The following is a 19643-nucleotide window of genomic DNA, read 5'->3' as shown; positions in this document are numbered from 1 at the left end:
TCTAATCTCTCTTAAGCATTATTTTTTTCATTTCATCGATTTTAGATTTTACTGTTCCATCTATTACTTCATTTCCTACTTGAACATAAACTCCGCCAATTATGCTTTCATCTATTTCTTCTTCCAATAAAATCTTCTTATTATATTTTTTTTCTAATTGTAACACTAAACTTTTCTTTTCATCATCTTTTAAAGCAACAACTGTTTTTACTTTAGCTACAGCCGTATTATTCTTTTCAAGATAAATGTTTTCCATTTGTTTAAGCTTACCTTCAAGCTGAAGTATTCTTCCCTTTTCTATAAGAACTAATAGAAAAGCTAACAAATCTTCATCTACTTTACCCTTAAACACCTTAATGAAAAGTTCTTTTTTACTTGAAGTACTAACTTGTGGGTGCTCTATTAATCCCACAAAGTCTTTATCTTCATTTATTAGAGCTACTATTTCTCTTAATTCTTGTAAATACTGCTCTACTTTTCCTTTTTCCTCTGCAATTTCATAAAGTGCAAGAGCGTACCTTCTATCTAAATATTCATGCATAGTTAGATACCTACCTTAGCTATAAAGTCTTTAATAAGTCTCCTATGCTGATCTTCATCTATAGATTCTTCTAAAGCTTTTGAAGATACTAAAACAGCTAAATCTACAACTTGATTCTTTATTTCATCAGTTGCTTTTTCTTTTTCTCTTTCAGCCTCAAGCTTAGCTCTTTTTACTATAGTTTCAGCTTCTTCATGAGCTTCTTTCAATATGTCTGAGGAAACTTTTTCAGCTTTATTTTTATATTCTTCAACAATACCTTTTCCTTCTTGTCTAGAGCTCTTTAATAATTCTTCGTGTTGAAGAACTAGTTGCTTAGATTTTTGCTCATTTTCATTAGTACTTTTAATTTTAAAATCAATTTCATTCTGTCTGTTTGTGATTGTATCATCCACAGTTTTAAAGAAGAAGTGTTTTAAAATTAAATATAGTATTATAAAGTTTATTATAGTTATTACAACTCTTCCAATATTAATTTCCATATTGAATCTCAATCCTCCCCTCTAAGTATATGTAAACTGGTGAGGTCACTAGCTTAAATCAAACTTTAAATACTAACATAATAGCTATCAATAAGCTGTAGATAGCTGTTACTTCTGATAATGCAGCAGTTACAAAGAATGTACTTAGTATTTTACCACTTGCTTCAGGCTGTCTTGAAACTCCTTCAACTGCTTTTCCAGCAGCAGTACCAACTCCAATACCTCCACCTAAACATCCTATAGCAGCTAAACCTGCACCGATTGCTGCCATACCTGATATAAATGAGTGCGCATCTAAATTCATAATAAAAAATCCTCCTTAAATAATAAATTATCGTTAGTGTTCAGCTATAATTTTTATATTCATCATTGTTAACATAACAAACACTACCATTTGTATTGATGCATCAAACAAGTCGAAGAAAGCATGGAAAGGTATAGGTATTAGTAATTGAGAAAACCACGCTAAACTACCCAATCCTTGATACATCATCGAAATTATTACAGCACCTGCAGTCATATTACCAAATAGTCGGAGACTTAATGAAACTGGAAGTACTAATCTTTCCACAATATTAAGTGGTAATAGAGGCACTACTGGTTGGGCATAAGCTGTTAAATATTTTCCAAATCCAACCTTCTTTATAGCATTAACTTGCACTATAACAAATGTTATTAATGCTAAACCAGCTGCCACGCTTAAGTCTTCTGTTGGTGCTTTAGCTCCAACAATTAATGGAGCAATATTCATAACCAAAATAAAAATTGCAAGGGTTCCTATGTATGGTACAAATCCAACATACTCTTGCCCCATATTTTCGCTAACTACATTTCTTATTGTTTCAAATAACATTTCAACAACACTTTGCTTCTTGTCAGGCACTTTTTTTAGGTTTTGTGTAAAAACTTTAGCTAAAATAGCTATAAGAATAATAAGAATCCATTGTGTAATAATGCTAGAGGTTATTCCTATGTTAAATGACCCTAGATTTATTGAAAACAATGGTTGCAACTCTTCCACTTTCTCACATCCTTTCTTAATTACTTTTAATAACTGAATATATATATACTCCCACTAAATGAGATGTATATCCAAATAAATACGGAACTACACTGTAATTATTATGCTTAAAAACCACATATCCTATTCCTACAGCAAGTACCACTCTAAAAATAAAACTTATTATATACAAAGATGTCGATGAATTTTTAAATCTTTCAAATATTAATCCACCTACTATCCCATTAACACTAAAATTAATTATTGCAATTATAGTTCCAAGAAGTATAATTACTCCATAATTTTTTATTATAATTTGAACACCAATAGCAATTATACAACCAAGTATAAAATTAATAATAGATACTTTTTTTATCATATCTAAAATTTCTTCATTCAACTGAAATTCCTCCACTAAGATAAACATTCTAGATAAACTGTTCTTGAATCATACTAATACTGAATTGAAAATTTTCTGAACATGCCTTAAAAACAACCTTAGGCTTTCATTTTACTCTCTATTTTCACATGATAACTTATTATATAATCTAAAGAAATATAAATAAAACGCTACATTTTGCTTATATAATTAATATTTAGCTTTAATAGTCGATTTTTTAACAATATAATTGAATTTTATTTTCATTTCTCCTATTTTTTTAAATTTGCTACGTTTTTAGAAAACTACATTTTTTCCTCTCACTTTTTTGAATTGTCTGAATATTTATCATGCTGCTATAATCCTCTTGTTTATGCTTACTTTATCGTTTTCAGACTAGTGGGAAAATTTTAAACTTCAAGTCAATTTTGAAGATTTTCACTGTCGAAAATTTAATTTTTCTTAAAATATTCTTAAAATATTTTTAAAATATATATTTACATTAAATTAATTTCACTATAATTCAATTAATTTACACTTATAATTATACTCTACTTTTCAAATTATAAAAGACAAACTTTAATTTTTTTCTGAATTATGAAATCAATTGTAAGACAATAGTCAAATTTTATAATAACATCAACGTAAATTGTTGCTATTTATACATTCAATTACATATTTCACTTTCCTTATTTCATAAAATAGCTAGAAAATTCACATTTTCTAGCTAAATTCCTCATATTCACTTTTTTCTATTCCAAAATACTTCAATATTGATGCTGATATTCTTTGAGATGCCTTACCATCTCCATAAGGATTTATAGCTTTGCTCATACTATCGTATTCCTTACAATTTGTAATTAAATCATTAGCCTCTTTTTTTATAGTGCTTATATCTGTTCCTACAAGTTTTACAGTACCAGCCTTTACAGCTTCCGGTCTCTCTGTAACATTCCTAAGCACAAGTACAGGTTTTCCAAGATGAGGAGCTTCCTCTTGAAGTCCACCTGAATCTGTCATAACCATATAGCATCTATTCATTAAATTATGAGTTTCCTTTGTATCCAATGGTGCTAATAGGTGAACTCTATCTACATCACCTAAAATTTTGTATACAACATTTTTAACTACAGGATTTAAATGAACAAGATATACTATTTCTACATCTTTATTCTCATTTACAATATCTCTTAATGCATAGCATATATTTTCTATTCCCTTACCCCAATTTTCTCTTCTATGAGCTGTTACCATTATTACCTTTTTTCCATTGTAATCTATATTATTGAGTTCACTATTTTTAAATACATATTTATCGTCTACAGTAAACTCCATAGCATCTATTACTGTATTTCCTGTTACAAATATGGAATTTGGGTCTACACCTTCTCTTAATAAATTCATTTTTGATCCTGGTGTTGGTGCAAAATGCATGTCAGCTACAGCACCTGTAAGCTTTCTATTCATCTCTTCTGGAAATGGAAAATACTTATCATAAGTTCTAAGTCCTGCTTCTACGTGACCAACCTTTATTTTCTGATAAAAAGCAGCTAATGCTCCTGCAAAAGTTGTTGTCGTATCTCCATGTACCAAAATTAAATCCGGCTTCTCTTGCTCAAATATTTCTTCTAATCCTTCTAAAACTCTTGTGGTTATACCTGTAAGACTCTGCTTTGTTTTCATTATGTTCAAATCAAAATCTGGCTTTATGTCAAAAAGCTCTAAAACCTGATCTAACATTTCCCTATGTTGTGCAGTTACACAAACCTTGGTATCAATTTGTTCTTTTTTTTCAAGTTCTTTAACAAGAGGAGCCATTTTTATAGCTTCAGGTCTTGTACCAAATATTGTTATAACTTTAAGTTTATCCATGAGTATCCCTCCATCATCTTATTCTCTATGTTCAAAAAATCCAAATTTCCATGCTATTACTACCAACACTACCATAACCATAGCCAATAGGAAATATGACTTTTGGGTACTTATTTGCATAGCAATTATTGCAAAGCTGCCAAGAACTGCACTTATCAAATACATTATTATAACTGCCTGCCTCTGAGTAAGTCCCATATCTAATAATCTATGATGCAAATGTCCCTTATCTGCTTGCATAATTGGTTTACCATTTATTTTTCTTCTAATCATTGCAAAAAGAATATCATATATTGGTATACCTAGTGCTAATATAGGTACTGCTATAGCAAAAGCTGCTGCAGACTTTATAGCTCCTTCTATGGATATAGCTGCAAGTAAAAACCCCAAAAGTTGGGCGCCTGTATCTCCCATAAATATAGAAGCCGGATTAAAATTGTAGGGTAAAAAACCTAATATCGAACCAGCCAGTATACAAGTTAGTACTGCTGCATCATGCCTAGTATTCATTAAAGCTATTATAAGAATAGTTACCGCTGATATAAATGCAACTCCTGCTGCCAAACCATCTAAGCCATCTATTAAATTAAGTGCATTAGTAATACCAACTACCCATATTATAGTTAAAGGTATATATAACATGCCTATGCTTACATATGTATCTATTCCAGGTGCAGCAAAAGGATTAGTTATTCTTTCTATGCTTACCCCAAAAATAACTAAAGATAAGGCTGCTGCTATTTGAAACAATAGTTTTTGCCATGGTCTTATGTCAAATTTATCATCCAAAAATCCACCTATAACTATTATTGTGGCTCCTATTATTATTCCCATCTCTGATCTAGTTAAATCCCCTGCTTTTGCAATTACTGTAATAATAAACGAAAAATATATAGCAAGCCCTCCAAGGAGAGGTATAGGCTTTTTATGTACCCTTCTATTATCTTTTGGAATATCTATAGCTTTTATTTTTACAGCAAATCTCTTCACTAATGGAGTAAGTGCTGCTGAAATTATTATTGAAATTATCGCCAAAATATATAAGTTATTCATATATTAACCTTCCTTTATTGATTAAAACTTCGCCATTTGTATTAGAAAGTTCCTACTTTACATATATATAATTATCAATATGCAGCTTCTCCATCTAAGGAATCATCATTCTCAATCCATTCAGTAACATTTATCTCTCTATAGAGAGTTTTAGTATCTCGTATAATAACTTTTTCAATACCTGAATTAATTATAAACCTTTTGCAAAGTGCACAAGGTGATGCGTTATTCACATATTCTCCTGTTTTATGTTCTTTACCAACCAAATACATAGTAGTTCCTATCATATCTTGTCGTCTAGATGATATAATTGCATTTTGCTCAGCGTGAACTGATCTGCATAGCTCATATCTTGTTCCTCTTGGTACATTTAAATGTTCTCTTTTACAATATCCTAAATCACAGCAATTTTTTCTTCCTCTTGGTGCTCCTGTATACCCTGTAGCTATTATTTCATCATTTTTAACAATTATAGCTGCAAAATTTCTCCTTATACAAGTGCCTCTTTCCAAAACAGTCTCACATATATCTAAGTAATAATTATCCTTATCAATTCTTATCATGTTGTCCTCCATAACTTTAATAAATTTTCATATCAAACTTTTACAAATAAAGTGTGATTTTATGAAGCACATAGACTCCCCTCTTATTTTATACTAAAAAGGATGTAATTAAAAGTCTCATTACCTATTATAATTTCAATTTATTTTACACAAAAAATAAAAAGCAGTGAAAATATCACCGCTTGTTATTTTATTTTGTACCAAATAATCTGTCTCCTGCATCTCCAAGTCCAGGTACTATATAACCACTTTCATTTAACTTTTCATCTACTGATGCAACATATATATCTACATCTGGATGTGCATTCATAACTACTTTTATACCCTCTGGTGCTGCTATAAGACACATTAATCTTATATTTTTAGCACCCTTTTTCTTTAATAAAGTTATAGCATCTACAGATGATCCACCTGTAGCAAGCATAGGGTCAGTAACTATAACTTCTCTATCTTCTATATCTTGTGGAAGTTTACAAAAATATTCTACTGGTTTTAATGTTTTTTCATCCCTATAAAGACCTATATGTCCTACCTTTGCAGCTGGTATAAGTTTTAACATGCCATCAACCATTCCAAGTCCTGCTCTTAATATAGGCACTATAGCTACTTTTTTACCTGCAAGCATCTTACATTTAGTTTTGCATATAGGAGTCTCTATTTCTACTTCCTCTAACTGTAAATCACGAGTTACTTCATAAGCCATAAGCATTGCTACTTCTTCTACTAATTCTCTAAAATCTTTAGAACCAGTATTTTTATCTCTTATAAAGGATAATTTGTGTAATATTAATGGATGTGCTATTTGTGTTACTTTACTCATTTTTATTCCCCCTAATTATTTAGAATACTTTTTTTCAATATCTGAAATTTTATCTATTCTTTTCTGGTGTCTACCACCTTCAAATTTTGTATCTAGGAAAATGTCTACTATATCTAATGCTAATCCTAAACCAACTACTCTTTGACCTAATGTTAATATATTGGCATCATTATGTTCTCTGCAGGCATGAGCACTAAATGTATCACCACATACTGCAGCTCTTATTCCAGGTACTTTATTAGCAGCTATACTTATTCCTATACCTGTGCCACAAACCAATATACCAAAATCAAAATTTTTAGCAGCTACTTCTTCTGCAACCTTTAGTGCAAATTCAGGATAATCACATGATGATTCTGTATAAGTACCAAAATCTTCAATTTGAATACCTTTACCTTCTAAATGGGTTATAATTTCCTTTTTTAAAGGCAATCCAGCATGATCACTTCCTAAAGCAATTTTCATATAAATACCTCCAACTAAATTTATATAACTAATTTAAATATTTAACTGTCATCAAGCCGCAAAAAAAGAAGATAATAACATTTAATTAATGCCCATATCTTCCTTTAATTTTCTCAACAGTAAAATAATACTACTCCTTAATTGAGTATAAGTTTTTTTATAAACTTGTATATCACTGCCAAAAGGGTCAAGTATATCACTATTCACTGAAACATATTCATTTAAAGTAAACATTTTATATTTAAACTCAGGAAAAACCTCATATAAAACATTTCTAATACTCTCAGTCATAGTTAAAATAGTTTCAGAATTTTCTACCATATCATAAGTAATTCTAACAGCCTTTCTATCACTTATATCAATTCCTATATTCTCTTTAACAACTTCAGCAGAATTTTTAGAGGTTTTACTATTGTTTACTATAGATATTCCTGCGGAAATAGCTTTTACATCTTCAATATCACATAAATAATTGAATATGGATTCTGCCATACAACTTCTACAAGTATTACCCGTACAAACAAATAGTATGTTTTTCATGTTTAACCTCCTAAAAATAAAACTTAAACTGTAGTAATATCAAATCCAGCAGACTTCTGCAGCCTATTCATTATTGCTACTCCAACACCAATTTCTTCAAAAGCTTCAGACACTATTACGTCTACACCCTTATCATCAAAACTTCTAAGTGTTTCAAATAAATTCTTTGATATACTTATCATATCTTCTCTACTACCCAATGATACCACTATTCCATTTTTGTAGTATTTTTTTGTTTCATCCGTAGCCATTATACCCACAGATTTATTTTCACCTATATAATTTTGCACTATTTCATTGATTTTTGCAATAGTTTTTTGCAAATCTCCTGCAACAATTTTTACATGCGCTTTTGGTGCATAGTGTTTGTACTTCATTCCAGGTGCTTTAGGTTTAAAATCCTTATCAGGTTTTTTCATTATAGCAGGATCTATATATGCATCCTTATCTACCTCTTTCAACATTTCAAGAGTTATTCCACCAGGTCTTAAAATGCACACTGGCTGTACAGTACAATCTATTACTGTTGACTCCACTCCAATATCACACATTTCTCCACCAATAATATAGTCAATTTTGCCATCCATATCCTCTATGCATCTCTCTACATCTGTAGGACTTGGCCTTCCTGAAATATTAGCTGATGGAGCTGCTATAGGAACACCGCAAGCTCTTATAAACTCCCTAGCTATAATGTTCGACGGCATTCTAATGCCAACACATTTTAATCCTGCAGTTGTCACATCTGGTACAATTTCTGACTTTTGTAGTATTAATGTCATAGGACCTGGCCAAAACTTTTCCATAAGCTTTTTTGCCACTTCCGGTATTTCCTTTACCAATGCATTTATTTCTTTAAAATCTGCTATATGCGCTATTACAGGATTGTCCTGAGGCCTTCCTTTAGCTTCAAAAATCTTTTTTACAGCAGAAGGGTTTAACGCATTACCTCCAAGCCCATAAACAGTTTCTGTTGGAAAAGCTACAAGTCCACCTTCTTTTATAACATTTGCTGCTTCTATTATAATATCTCTATCCAAATTTTTTTCATCTATCATTTTTATTTTCGTATTCATCCCTATATTTACCACCTTTTTTATAAAGTTATTTTACTAGTAAACAAAAGTTAAAATGTGTTTTTTATATAAATACTAATTCCAAACACAGGCTTAATTGATAATTATACCTTAATAATACTTAAATTTCAAACCCTTTACAACTTGACTTACTATTTTTTATAATAAAAAAAAGACCGGAAACTTAATTCTAAATTTCAACAGTCTACAAGCAATTTATAATATATTTACCATTGTAAATCCTACTATTAATCCTGCTAATATTCCAATAGTACTGGTTAATCCTTCCCATAACTTAGAGGACTCTGGTATCATCTCTCCACAAACTACATATAACATTATACCAGATGCAAAGGATAAACAAGCAGCTAACACATTTACAGATATATTAGCTATGTACGCACCCACCCAAGTACCTATAGCTGTAGGAAAAGCCGTTATAAAAGCATACAATAATATTTTAGGCACTTTTACCCTAGATGCCATAAGTGGAGCTGCAACAGCGATACCTTCTGGTATATCATGAACTGCAATTATTAAACTCATCTTAATCCCAAGCGTAGTTCCTGCTGCAAATCCGCACCCCATAATTATTCCTTCAGGAAAATTATGAATCATAAGTCCTAATGCAGCCATAAATGCAACTTTTAAATGTCCATTTATGCTATCTATGTTTACTTTAGTATCAATAAATGCTATCACTATAATTCCAACTATACAAAATATCAAAGTCCATCCAAAACTCCATTTTGTAAGAGCTTCTGGAATTAAGTCAAATACAACTACAGATAGCATAAGACCTCCAGCAAATCCAATCATTGCTCCTAGCATTTTATCAGATGGTTTTTTTACTATAACCCCCAGCGAAGCACCTATCATAGTTCCTATTAATGATACAATACTTCCCACAACTACAATATAAATTATATTATCCCCCAAAAAATCACTCTTTTACTTATTACTATATAAACTATTTTATTTATCTTATCTATCATATATGCTATTAATTTTATCTACATTTAAATTTTATAATTCTCAGAGTTTTCACGGTAGAACTTTATTTTTTCCACTGCTTCTTCTGTAAATTCAGCATAAACACAATTTTTATATATAAGATCTAAAAGAGGATATTTATTTATGCCTCCTCTTTTTATTATAGTATAGTAATATTCATTTTCTGGATGCATGATTTTAATTCTATTATATTCGCAAGCTACATATGGATGATTTTTTAAAAAATTAATACTAACAGACAGCATTCTATCACTCCTAAACTTGGATTTAGAAAGCAATATAATTTTAAAATCTTTTTCCCTAGTATCCTTTAACACAACATTTTCCACATGAACCAGAACAATCTTGTCACCAGCTATATTGATTTTTTTACCGGCTAATCCCAAACTTATTTTTAACTTATATTCATCATATTGAAATGTAAGAGATTCTTTATTAATTTTTATACAAATTGCCAGTAGTATAAGCAACTCTATAACTACCAAATAAACTATATAGAATATATAAAATTTTTTCAAAAAAATAAGTAGTGCCGGTAACATAAAAAAAATAAAGCACATAGACAGCATGAATCTTTTGTAAGACTTTTTACGCTTTCTAATGGCTTTATCTATATTCATAGTTTCCCTCTTTTCATAAAATTAATAAACAAAATTAATTATTCATTATTTCCCATAGCCTTCATTTTTTCTGCTTGATCTGTAGTTATAAGTGCATCTATAACTTCATCTATATCTCCATCTAAGTAGGAATCTAATTTATATAAAGTAAGTCCTATTCTGTGATCTGTAACTCTTCCCTGTGGGTAGTTATAAGTTCTTATTCTTTCACTTCTATCACCAGTACCAACTTGACTCTTTCTATCCTCAGCTATACCTGCACTTCTTTCTGCCTCTGCTCTTTCAAACAATCTAGATTTAAGTACCTTCATAGCTTTTTCTTTATTCTTAAGTTGAGACTTTTCATCTTGACAAGAAACTACGAGTCCTGTTGGCAAGTGAGTAATTCTTACTGCTGAATCAGTAGTATTAACGCACTGTCCACCATGTCCTGATGCTCTAAACACATCTATCCTTATATCATTAGCATTTATAACTAAGTCAACATCATCAACTTCAGGCAAAACTGCTACTGTAGCTGTTGATGTATGTATTCTTCCGCTAGATTCTGTATCTGGAACCCTTTGAACTCTGTGAACTCCACTTTCATACTTTAATCTACTATAAGCTCCTGCACCCTTTATCATAAATACAATTTCTTTAAATCCACCTATATCTGTAGCATTCAAACTTATAGTTTCAACTTTCCAGCCTTTTCGCTCTGCATATCTAGTATACATTCTTGTAAGATTTGCAGCAAACAATGCTGCTTCCTCTCCACCTGCTCCACCTCTTATTTCCACAAATACATTTTTATCGTCATTAGGATCTTTAGGTAAAAGCAGTATTCTCAATTCTTGGCGTGCCTCATCCATAGAAGCTTCAAGTTCTTTTATGTCCTCTTGGATCATATCCCTCATATCTTTATCTGTTTCATCTTTTAGCATTTCTTTGTTGCTTTCCAATTCTTCTTCAGCTTTTCTATATTGTCTATACTTTATTACTAACGTTTCTAATTCTGCATGTTCTTTACATAACTTCTGCCATTCTTTTTGATCTGCCATAATTGACGGATCACTTATTTTTGCTGATAATTCCTCATATTTATTTTCTATAAACTCAAGTCTTTCTAACATACTTTTTTATCACTCCGTATAAATATTTTCACAATTAATAATTATATCACAATACTTTTATAACTATCAACTGATTTCCCTTTTTCCTTTTATAACTCTATCCTTACCTGCTAAATCCTTTATGCAACTTATATCAGTAAAACCGTTCTGTTCCAATATGCTGCTTACAGAATCTTTTTGATCATATCCTATTTCAAATAATAAGAATCCATTGTTATTCAACAATTTTAAACTTTGCAATGTGATTTTTCTGTAAAAATCCAAACCGTCTTGCCCCCCACTTAATGCCTCATAAGGTTCATAGTTCTTTACATCCTCCATTAATGTTGGAATAACATCCTCTCTTATATATGGTGGGTTTGAAATTATTATATCAAACTTTTCTTTATTATTTATAAAATAATTTAACAAATCACTTTTTATAACTTCCACCTTATGTTCAAGTTCAAACCTTTTAATATTTTCTAAAGTAACTTCATAGGCAATATTGGAAATATCACTGCACTTAACTTTTATATCTTCTACAAATTTTGCAATGGATATACCTATTGCACCGCTTCCACAGCATACATCACATGCATTTTTTAATTTTTGTTCTTTTATGCACTTTATAGCTAGTTCTACTAAAACTTCTGTATCAGGTCTCGGAATTAGTACTCCTTCTTTTATATAGAAATCAAGTCCCATAAATTCGCATTCACCTAATATATACTTTATAGGCATCTTCTGCTTTCTAAGGTTAATAAAATTACAATATTCTTGCTCTTCATTAACAGTTACTTTATAATCTCTATTTAAAAGTATAAAAAGTCTATCCTTTTTTATTACTTTTCCAAGAAGAAGTTCACAATCTATTTGATAACTATCTATTCCTACTGACCTTAGTGCTTCATATCCAAACTTTAAGAGTTTCCCAATATTAAATTGTTCCTTCTCCATACATTTTCTCCATTCCTCATTATATTACTTTATTTAATCTTAGTAAACAATACTAATTTTCATTTTTTAATTCTTGATTTTCTTCCGTTTCTATACCTTCTGCCCACTTAAGAGCCTTTATAGCCACTTCTAGCTGCTCCAAATCAGGTTCCCTTGTGGTAAGCTTTTGAAGCATAAGTCCTGGATAAGAGGTTATTTTTGATAAAATACTATCACTCTTTCCCATCCATTTAATAATTTCATAAGTAATCCCTGAAACTATAGGTAAAAGTATAATTCTATATAGTATCCTTTGCCACAAACTATTCCATCCAGTAAACGAAAATAATATTATACTTACTATCATAACCAAAAATAAAAAATTAGTTCCGCATCTTGGATGAAATCTTTGAAATTTTTTAGCATTTTCAGGTATAAGCTCCATATCATTTTCATAACAAAATATAGTTTTGTGTTCTGCTCCATGATATTGAAAAACCCTGTTTATATCATCCATCTTACCTATAAGGTATATATATGTTAAAAAGATTAGCACCCTTATAATACCCTCAATTATATTTAAACCTATAGTGCTATAAATTCCTATCCTTTTAAAAATATTAGCTGCAAAGGTAGGCAATATAAAAAATAATAATGTGGCTATTCCTATGGATATAATCAATGTTATTCCCATAAGCACATCATCACTTTTATCCTTAAATACGCTTTGAAACCATTTGTCTAATTTACTAGGCTTTTCCTCCTCTTCAGGTTCTTCAAAAAAGGATGCAGAATAATTTAATGTATTTATACCTATTACTAAGGATTCTATTAAGGATATAAATCCTCTTAAAATAGGCAATCCCATTAGTTTATTTCTCTTTGTATAAGGTATAGATTCTTTCCTGTCTACAACAATTTCTCCATTGGGTTTTCTTACAGCTGTAGCTATACCCTTCATTCCTCTCATCATTACGCCTTCAATTACAGCCTGTCCTCCAACCGAAGTCTTAACCGACATTATCTCACCCCATTTTTACATTTCATTTTATATTCAAAATAGCATTTTGGACATAATGGCTCATATTCAACATTATCTTCTTTATCAATAGCTATTTGTTTACCTTCAAATACAAATTCACCATTTATTTTTCTTCCGTTTACAAGTGCTTTTTTACCACAATTGCATATAGTCTTTAGCTCTTCTAAGCTGTGTGCTAATAAAAGTAATCTTTCACTTCCTTCAAAACCATTCATTTGAAAGTCAGTTCTAAGTCCATAGCATATAGTTGGAATGTCCTTAATTACTGCTATTTTGAATAGTTCATCTATCTGATTTTTTTTAAAAAATTGTACTTCATCCACTAAAATACAATCTATTTTTCCATTTTCCTCAACATATTTGTCTACTCTTTCGTAAACATTCTCATTTTCATCAAGTAACATATCCACTTTTCTTTTTATTCCCAACCTAGAGATAACTTTATCTCCTCCTTTGGTATCAGTATAAGGTTTTATAATTATAACCTTCATTCCCCTTTCTTCATAATTATGAGCCACTTGAAGTAAATTAGTAGATTTACCACAATTCATAGCTCCATATCTAAAATATAATTTACTCATGCTATTAACCCCTCTACATTTTAACTTTTTTAAACTGTTTTATTAAACAAATATATTTTAACAGACCCGATATATATATTAAAGAGTTGTTTTAAACAATTTATTCATTGACTTAATCTCAGCCATTGTGTTATAATACAATAGTTAAAATAGAGGTACATCCTCAAACTGAGAGAGGTGAAAAATATGAAAAACGGCATACATCCAGAATACCATCACGATGCGGTAGTTAAGTGTGCATGTGGAAACTCTTTTACAACTGGTTCAACTCAAAAAGAACTAAAAGTTGAAATATGCTCTAAATGCCATCCATTCTTCACTGGTAAACAGAAGTTAGTTGACGTTGGTGGAAGAGTTGATAAGTTTATGAAGAAATTTAACTTAACTATGGAAGATAATAAGTAATTTAATTTTCTTAAAACTTATTGAAAAACCTGTCCTTTACATCGAAAGGACAGGTTTTATTATTTATCCGCATTCTTAGTCATATCCATTTTGCTAGCCAAATTTATAAATTCTTCATTATTTCTTGTCTTTGACAGAAGATTTATCAACTGCTCTGTAACATTTTGAGTATTGTTTTCATCATATAAAACTTTTCTTATATTAAATGCAGCATCTTTCTCTGCTTGATTTTCAAATAATAAATCATCTCTTCTTGTTCCTGATTTATATACATCTATAGCAGGGAATATTCTTCTCTCTTGAAGTCTTCTATTAAGATGTACTTCCATATTTCCTGTACCCTTAAATTCTTCAAATATCATGTCATCCATTCTGCTTCCTGTTTCTACAAGTGCTGTAGCAAGTATAGTAAGACTGCCGCCTTCTTCTATATTTCTTGCTGCGCCAAAAAACTTTTTAGGCATTATTAATGCTCCTGGATCTAATCCACCTGAAAGAGTTCTCCCTGTAGGAGTTATAGTTAAATTATAGGCTCTAGAAAGTCTTGTTATACTATCTAGTAAAATTACTACATCTTGCCCCTGTTCTACCATTCTTTTTGCTCTTTCAAGCACCATATATGCAACTTTTGTATGGTGTTCAGGTTCTTCATCAAATGTTGAATAAATAACTTCACCTTTAATATTTCTTTGCATGTCTGTAACTTCTTCAGGTCTTTCATCTATTAAAACAACAATGAGTTTAACTAATGGATGATTTGCAGATATACTTTGAGCTATCCTTTTTAGAAGAGTGGTTTTACCTGCTTTAGGTGGAGCAACTATAATTCCCCTTTGTCCTTTACCTATAGGAGATATTATATCCATAAGTCTTGTTGATAAATTTTCCCGATTAGTCTCTAGATTCAATCTTTGATTTGGATAGATAGGAATAAGAGTTTCAAATGGTTTTCTTCCAACTGCTCTTTCTGGATTTTCACCATTTACCTTTTCTACATAGAGCAGCGCCTTGAACTTTTCTCCTTCTTTAGGAATTCTAACTTTTCCTTGAACTTCATCACCAGTTTTTAAATTAAATCTTCTTATTTGAGATGGTGATACATATATATCATCTGGTCCTGTTAAATAATTTCTACCCCTTAAGAATCCGTAATTATTATTTTCTATTATTTCTAGTACTCCTCTTGCTGTATCAGATTCGTTTATCATCTCTTTGAGTTTTTCTCTTTTTTCTTCTTCATTATTTTTATGCTCTTCAACTTTATCAGTTAATGTTTTTTTATCAGTTAATACTCTTGTTTCCTGATTTTTTGTTTCTTTTTCTGACTGAACTTCATTGTCATTAACTATTGATTCACTTTTAGGGCTTATTTTTTCTCTAAGTATTTTTCCATCCTTTTCAATAGATGCAGGAGAAACTTTTTTAATTTCTTCTATCAATTCAGATTTTTTATACTTAGATATATTCTTAATTCCAAGACTTTTTGCCAATACTTTCAATTCAGCAACAGTCATGCCCTCTATATCCTTAGTCACCAAAAAATAACACCTCACAATATTAAGTTTTCACAATTTATTATAATCTTAGGGAAACGTTTAAGAGAATTCCAATTTAAAAGAATATACCGTACAATACATTATACCCCTTTTTTTTATTTTAATCCACATTTTTCACATTAAATATTATATCCAAGTAAATTTTTAATTTACTTGGATATTTATCTACATCATAGCATATAAACTTCTATTAACATTATTGCATCTATCTACTCTTTGTTTAACTTTATCGTAATTTCCTATATAAAACAGAGGAATCCCCAATGCTTCACATCCTCCAACTATTAATTCCCTTTTTATAAGCTCGTTAAAACTATATCTATAATAATGAAAGCCTTCACAGATAGGACACTTTATTTCAATACTGATTCCTTTATTAACAGTTTTTAATTTTAAAGAAGGGAATCTTTCACTAATTTTGCTTGCTTCAAATAGAGAAAAATTTTTAACATCATAAGACCCACTAAAATTTTTCAATGCAATACTTATATCCATATCTAATAACATAAAAGTCACCCCTTCCCTTTTCACAAAGTTTTATATATATTATTTCTATACATATCATTAAAATCCTTCATGAAAATTCTACAATTATTATTTTCATGCAACATTTTTCTTAAAGAAACACAAAAATAGCCTGCTAAAAATACTTTTTAAAATTGAAATAAAGAAAATAAAAAACCTATTTAGCCAAAACTTATTTTAGCATTACTATATGTTACACTTATATTTGTGCAAATAGTAATAATAAATTTTAACCAAACAGGTTTTATATTAACGTAATTATATACAATTTAAAAAACAATGTAATATTTTTAATTAAAGTTCAACATCAATATTGCCTAAAGACGCCTTTATAAATTCTCTAAATAAAGGATGTGGTCTATTAGGTCTTGATTTTAATTCAGGGTGAAATTGAACTGCTACAAACCAAGGATGATCCTTTATTTCAACAATTTCAACAAGTCTAGAATCCGGACTTGTTCCTGATAAAATAAGGCCTGCATCTGTTAACGCTTTTCTGTATTCATTATTGAATTCATATCTATGTCTATGTCTTTCATATATAACTTCTTCGCCATAAGCATCAAAGGAATTAGTATTTTTTGAAAGCTTACATGGATAAACTCCAAGCCTCATAGTACCGCCTTTTTCGTCTATATCCTTTTGATCTGGCATTAAATCAATTACAGGATAATTTGTATCTTCATTAAACTCTGAGCTATGAGCTTCTTTATATCCTACTACATTTCTAGCAAATTCTATTACAGCACATTGCATTCCAAGACATATTCCAAGGAAAGGTACATTATTTTGTCTAGCCCATCTTACTGTTTCTATTTTTCCTTCTACTCCTCTATCTCCAAATCCACCAGGAACTAAAATTCCATCCACATCTTTTAGATACTCTGATACATTTTCAGAAGTAACATCTACTGCATTTATCCATTTTATATTTACATTAGCATCATTAGCATATCCACCATGACTTAAGGCTTCAACTACTGATATATATGCATCATGTAATTCAACATACTTTCCAACTAAACCTATTGTAACATTTTTTGAAAGGTTCTTAATTCTGTCTACCATGCTAATCCATTCTGTATTGTCTATTGGTTTACTCTGCAAATTTAGCTTACGACAAACTAAATTATCTAATCCTTCTTTACTAAGCATTAAAGGAACTTCATATAAATTTTCTGCATCTAAATTTTGAATTACAGCATCCCTATCTACATTACAGAATAAACCTATCTTTTCTTTCAAATCATCAGAAAGAGGTTTTTCTGAACGACAAACTATTATATCTGGCTGTATTCCTATACTTCTTAATTCTTTTACTGAATGTTGAGTAGGCTTTGTTTTAAGCTCGCCTGATTTTCCAAGGTATGGTACAAGAGTAACATGTATGAAGCAAACATTTTCTCTTCCTACATCATATTTTATCTGTCTTATAGCTTCTAAAAACGGTAATGACTCTATATCTCCTATAGTTCCACCAATTTCAGTTATAACTACATCTACATCTCTTTCTTTTCCAACTCTATACACTCTTGATTTTATTTCATTAGTTATATGGGGAATTACTTGAACAGTACCACCTAAGTAATCTCCTTTTCTTTCTTTCGAAATTACAGACCAATAAATCTTTCCTGTAGTAACATTACTATTCTTGCTTAAACTTTCATCAATGAATCTTTCATAATGTCCTAAATCTAAATCCGTTTCTGCACCATCATCCGTTACAAAAACTTCACCATGTTGATATGGGCTCATTGTTCCTGGGTCTATATTTATATATGGATCGAACTTTTGAATTGAAACTTTAAATCCTCTATTCTTTAAAAGTCTTCCTAACGAAGCTGCTGTTATTCCTTTTCCTAATGAGGATACTACTCCTCCAGTTACAAATACGTATTTTGTGCTCATAAAACTTCCTGCTTAAAAAAGCAGTCTTCACCCCCTATGTTTTATAATATTTTTAGTTTTCTCTTCTTCCTTTGAGAGAAAAACACTTCTCAGCAAACTATAAATATAAGTCTGCTGCTTATGTTAAACTTTTATTCAATTATGCTAAAATATTTGTTGACAAACTTTTTTATTAGTTTTATAATAAAAAATACCCTATACATTATATAATGGTATTTTTATGTTTTAAAACATACTTAATATACTACCACACTTTTATTTGTTATGCCACACTTTTTTTATCTTTCTTTTAAAAAATATTTTATTCTATTTTTTCTAATACATTCTCTGCTTCAAAATACATATTTCTTATCTTTGTATTTAATAATATCTTTTCTCTTGCTTTTCTAAAATTACTATTTATGTTTTTTGTATTTATACTTGGAAAGTCTTGTTGTATCATCTTCATGTCATCACATCCATACTTTTTTATCAATAGAAAAAAAAGATATTTACATTCTTTATCTTTTAATATTTCCAATAATTTTTCTCTATTTATGCCTTTGTATTCACATAAAATATTTATTATCTTTTCATATTGTCCCCTTTTATCATTAAAATAATTAGACATAATACTCACCTTCCCATTTAGTTTATATAATTAGTAATAATATTGCCACAATCTTCAATTTATAAACCTTAATATGCCTAAAGTAAAAAACGCAGCATATTATCATTGCTGCGTCTTTATATTTATTTCTAATAATGTATTTTGAGGTTTATGTCCAGATATACTCATAATATAATCTATAAGTATTTCTCCACCATCATCATCTAAATTAACAATTAATTTGTTTGTTTGAGTTTTCAATTCTAATGTTCCATAAGGAGTATCATACATAGATATATCTTCTTTTCCTTTATAGAATTCCATTTTACTAGTAGTACTTCCTGATCTTATAAGTGAAAATTTATCTTCACTTATTTTCAAGGTAGTTGTAGTACCTTCCATTCCCGAAATTTTAGTTTCTTTATAAATAGCATAATAGGTGTCATCCTTTTTATAAAAGTTTCCTGGCGTTACTACTTCAATAACATCATCTGTATCTTCCGTTTGCTTACTTAATACAGATATAATAGCTTTCTTTTTCATAAAATCCCCCCCTCCATAGTACTAACCTTTAAAACA

At 29.9% G+C, this 19643-nt stretch carries 24 protein-coding genes; 1 reads left to right on the top strand and 23 read right to left on the bottom strand.

All coding sequences use genetic code 11. From position 1 onward, the window contains the following. Position 1: 1 nt before the first annotated feature. The 18 genes from Ccar_RS21735 to Ccar_RS21650 form a co-directional block, all read right to left on the bottom strand. Entirely contained in the window at positions 2-541 is a 540-nt protein-coding gene (locus tag Ccar_RS21735) for a F0F1 ATP synthase subunit delta (RefSeq protein WP_007061632.1), read from the bottom strand. Positions 542-543: 2 nt separating this feature from the next. Continuing rightward, complete coding sequence (locus Ccar_RS21730) at positions 544-1023, bottom strand: F0F1 ATP synthase subunit B (protein ID WP_048030420.1); 480 nt, start codon at positions 1021-1023, stop codon at positions 544-546. A 58-nt stretch (positions 1024-1081) separates the two neighbouring features. Next, positions 1082-1327: an ATP synthase F0 subunit C gene (gene atpE / locus Ccar_RS21725; RefSeq protein ID WP_007061635.1), complete on the bottom strand. Its 246-nt coding sequence runs from the start codon at positions 1325-1327 to the stop codon at positions 1082-1084. A gap of 33 nt (positions 1328-1360) precedes the next feature. Next, positions 1361-2044 (bottom strand): F0F1 ATP synthase subunit A, encoded by a 684-nt coding sequence (locus tag Ccar_RS21720; RefSeq protein WP_007061636.1) that lies wholly within the window; start codon positions 2042-2044, stop codon positions 1361-1363. A 16-nt stretch (positions 2045-2060) separates the two neighbouring features. Further along, a complete protein-coding gene (locus Ccar_RS21715) occupies positions 2061-2423 on the bottom strand; it encodes an ATP synthase subunit I (protein WP_007061637.1) in 363 nt (120 codons plus the stop codon). A gap of 702 nt (positions 2424-3125) precedes the next feature. Continuing rightward, positions 3126-4274, bottom strand: a complete 1149-nt coding sequence (gene wecB, locus Ccar_RS21710; RefSeq protein ID WP_007061638.1) for a non-hydrolyzing UDP-N-acetylglucosamine 2-epimerase — start codon at positions 4272-4274, stop codon at positions 3126-3128. Between the two features lie 18 nt (positions 4275-4292). Next, positions 4293-5327, bottom strand: coding sequence for an MraY family glycosyltransferase (locus Ccar_RS21705; protein WP_007061639.1), 1035 nt, complete (start codon positions 5325-5327; stop codon positions 4293-4295). A 74-nt stretch (positions 5328-5401) separates the two neighbouring features. Continuing rightward, positions 5402-5890, bottom strand: a complete 489-nt coding sequence (locus Ccar_RS21700; protein WP_007061640.1) for a deoxycytidylate deaminase — start codon at positions 5888-5890, stop codon at positions 5402-5404. A 190-nt stretch (positions 5891-6080) separates the two neighbouring features. After that, on the bottom strand, positions 6081-6710 hold the full coding sequence (gene upp, locus Ccar_RS21695; protein WP_007061641.1) for a uracil phosphoribosyltransferase: 630 nt from the start codon (positions 6708-6710) through the stop codon (positions 6081-6083). A gap of 15 nt (positions 6711-6725) precedes the next feature. Continuing rightward, positions 6726-7175, bottom strand: a complete 450-nt coding sequence (rpiB, locus tag Ccar_RS21690) for a ribose 5-phosphate isomerase B (protein WP_007061642.1) — start codon at positions 7173-7175, stop codon at positions 6726-6728. Positions 7176-7256: 81 nt separating this feature from the next. After that, positions 7257-7715 (bottom strand): low molecular weight protein arginine phosphatase, encoded by a 459-nt coding sequence (locus tag Ccar_RS21685; RefSeq protein ID WP_007061643.1) that lies wholly within the window; start codon positions 7713-7715, stop codon positions 7257-7259. A gap of 23 nt (positions 7716-7738) precedes the next feature. Beyond that, positions 7739-8791, bottom strand: coding sequence for an L-threonylcarbamoyladenylate synthase (locus Ccar_RS21680; protein WP_007061644.1), 1053 nt, complete (start codon positions 8789-8791; stop codon positions 7739-7741). Positions 8792-9007: 216 nt separating this feature from the next. Beyond that, positions 9008-9730, bottom strand: coding sequence for a ZIP family metal transporter (locus tag Ccar_RS21675; protein ID WP_007061645.1), 723 nt, complete (start codon positions 9728-9730; stop codon positions 9008-9010). An 80-nt stretch (positions 9731-9810) separates the two neighbouring features. After that, the gene (locus Ccar_RS21670; protein WP_007061646.1) at positions 9811-10425 is read right to left on the bottom strand and encodes a hypothetical protein; all 615 of its coding nucleotides are present in this window, start codon (positions 10423-10425) and stop codon (positions 9811-9813) included. 38 nt (positions 10426-10463) lie between these two features. Further along, complete coding sequence (gene prfA, locus Ccar_RS21665) at positions 10464-11540, bottom strand: peptide chain release factor 1 (protein WP_007061647.1); 1077 nt, start codon at positions 11538-11540, stop codon at positions 10464-10466. Between the two features lie 66 nt (positions 11541-11606). Beyond that, on the bottom strand, positions 11607-12479 hold the full coding sequence (gene prmC / locus Ccar_RS21660) for a peptide chain release factor N(5)-glutamine methyltransferase (RefSeq protein WP_007061648.1): 873 nt from the start codon (positions 12477-12479) through the stop codon (positions 11607-11609). Between the two features lie 52 nt (positions 12480-12531). Next, positions 12532-13479: a DUF1385 domain-containing protein gene (locus Ccar_RS21655; RefSeq protein WP_007061649.1), complete on the bottom strand. Its 948-nt coding sequence runs from the start codon at positions 13477-13479 to the stop codon at positions 12532-12534. Next, positions 13479-14081, bottom strand: coding sequence for a thymidine kinase (locus tag Ccar_RS21650; RefSeq protein ID WP_007061650.1), 603 nt, complete (start codon positions 14079-14081; stop codon positions 13479-13481). The genes Ccar_RS21655 and Ccar_RS21650 overlap by 1 nt, the downstream gene beginning before the upstream one ends. Before the next feature lie 186 nt (positions 14082-14267). Here Ccar_RS21650 and rpmE point away from each other — a divergent pair, with 186 nt between their 5' ends. Beyond that, complete coding sequence (rpmE, locus tag Ccar_RS21645) at positions 14268-14486, top strand: 50S ribosomal protein L31 (protein WP_007061651.1); 219 nt, start codon at positions 14268-14270, stop codon at positions 14484-14486. Positions 14487-14545: 59 nt separating this feature from the next. Here the strand turns inward: rpmE and rho are convergent, their stop codons facing one another. The 5 genes from rho to Ccar_RS21620 form a co-directional block, all read right to left on the bottom strand. After that, the gene (rho, locus tag Ccar_RS21640) at positions 14546-16024 is read right to left on the bottom strand and encodes a transcription termination factor Rho (protein ID WP_007061652.1); all 1479 of its coding nucleotides are present in this window, start codon (positions 16022-16024) and stop codon (positions 14546-14548) included. Between the two features lie 183 nt (positions 16025-16207). Further along, positions 16208-16549, bottom strand: a complete 342-nt coding sequence (locus Ccar_RS21635; protein WP_007061653.1) for a hypothetical protein — start codon at positions 16547-16549, stop codon at positions 16208-16210. 312 nt (positions 16550-16861) lie between these two features. Further along, on the bottom strand, positions 16862-18475 hold the full coding sequence (locus Ccar_RS21630; protein ID WP_007061655.1) for a CTP synthase: 1614 nt from the start codon (positions 18473-18475) through the stop codon (positions 16862-16864). Positions 18476-18776: 301 nt separating this feature from the next. Beyond that, positions 18777-19085: a hypothetical protein gene (locus tag Ccar_RS21625; RefSeq protein WP_007061656.1), complete on the bottom strand. Its 309-nt coding sequence runs from the start codon at positions 19083-19085 to the stop codon at positions 18777-18779. Between the two features lie 102 nt (positions 19086-19187). Continuing rightward, a complete protein-coding gene (locus tag Ccar_RS21620; protein ID WP_007061657.1) occupies positions 19188-19607 on the bottom strand; it encodes a YwiB family protein in 420 nt (139 codons plus the stop codon). Positions 19608-19643 lie beyond the last annotated feature (36 nt).

It is taken from the genome of Clostridium carboxidivorans P7, from assembly GCF_001038625.1.
Lineage (GTDB): Bacteria > Bacillota > Clostridia > Clostridiales > Clostridiaceae > Clostridium_AM > Clostridium_AM carboxidivorans.
Note: the sequence above shows the minus strand (reverse complement) of the source record. Positions and strands in the feature narration are given on the sequence as shown.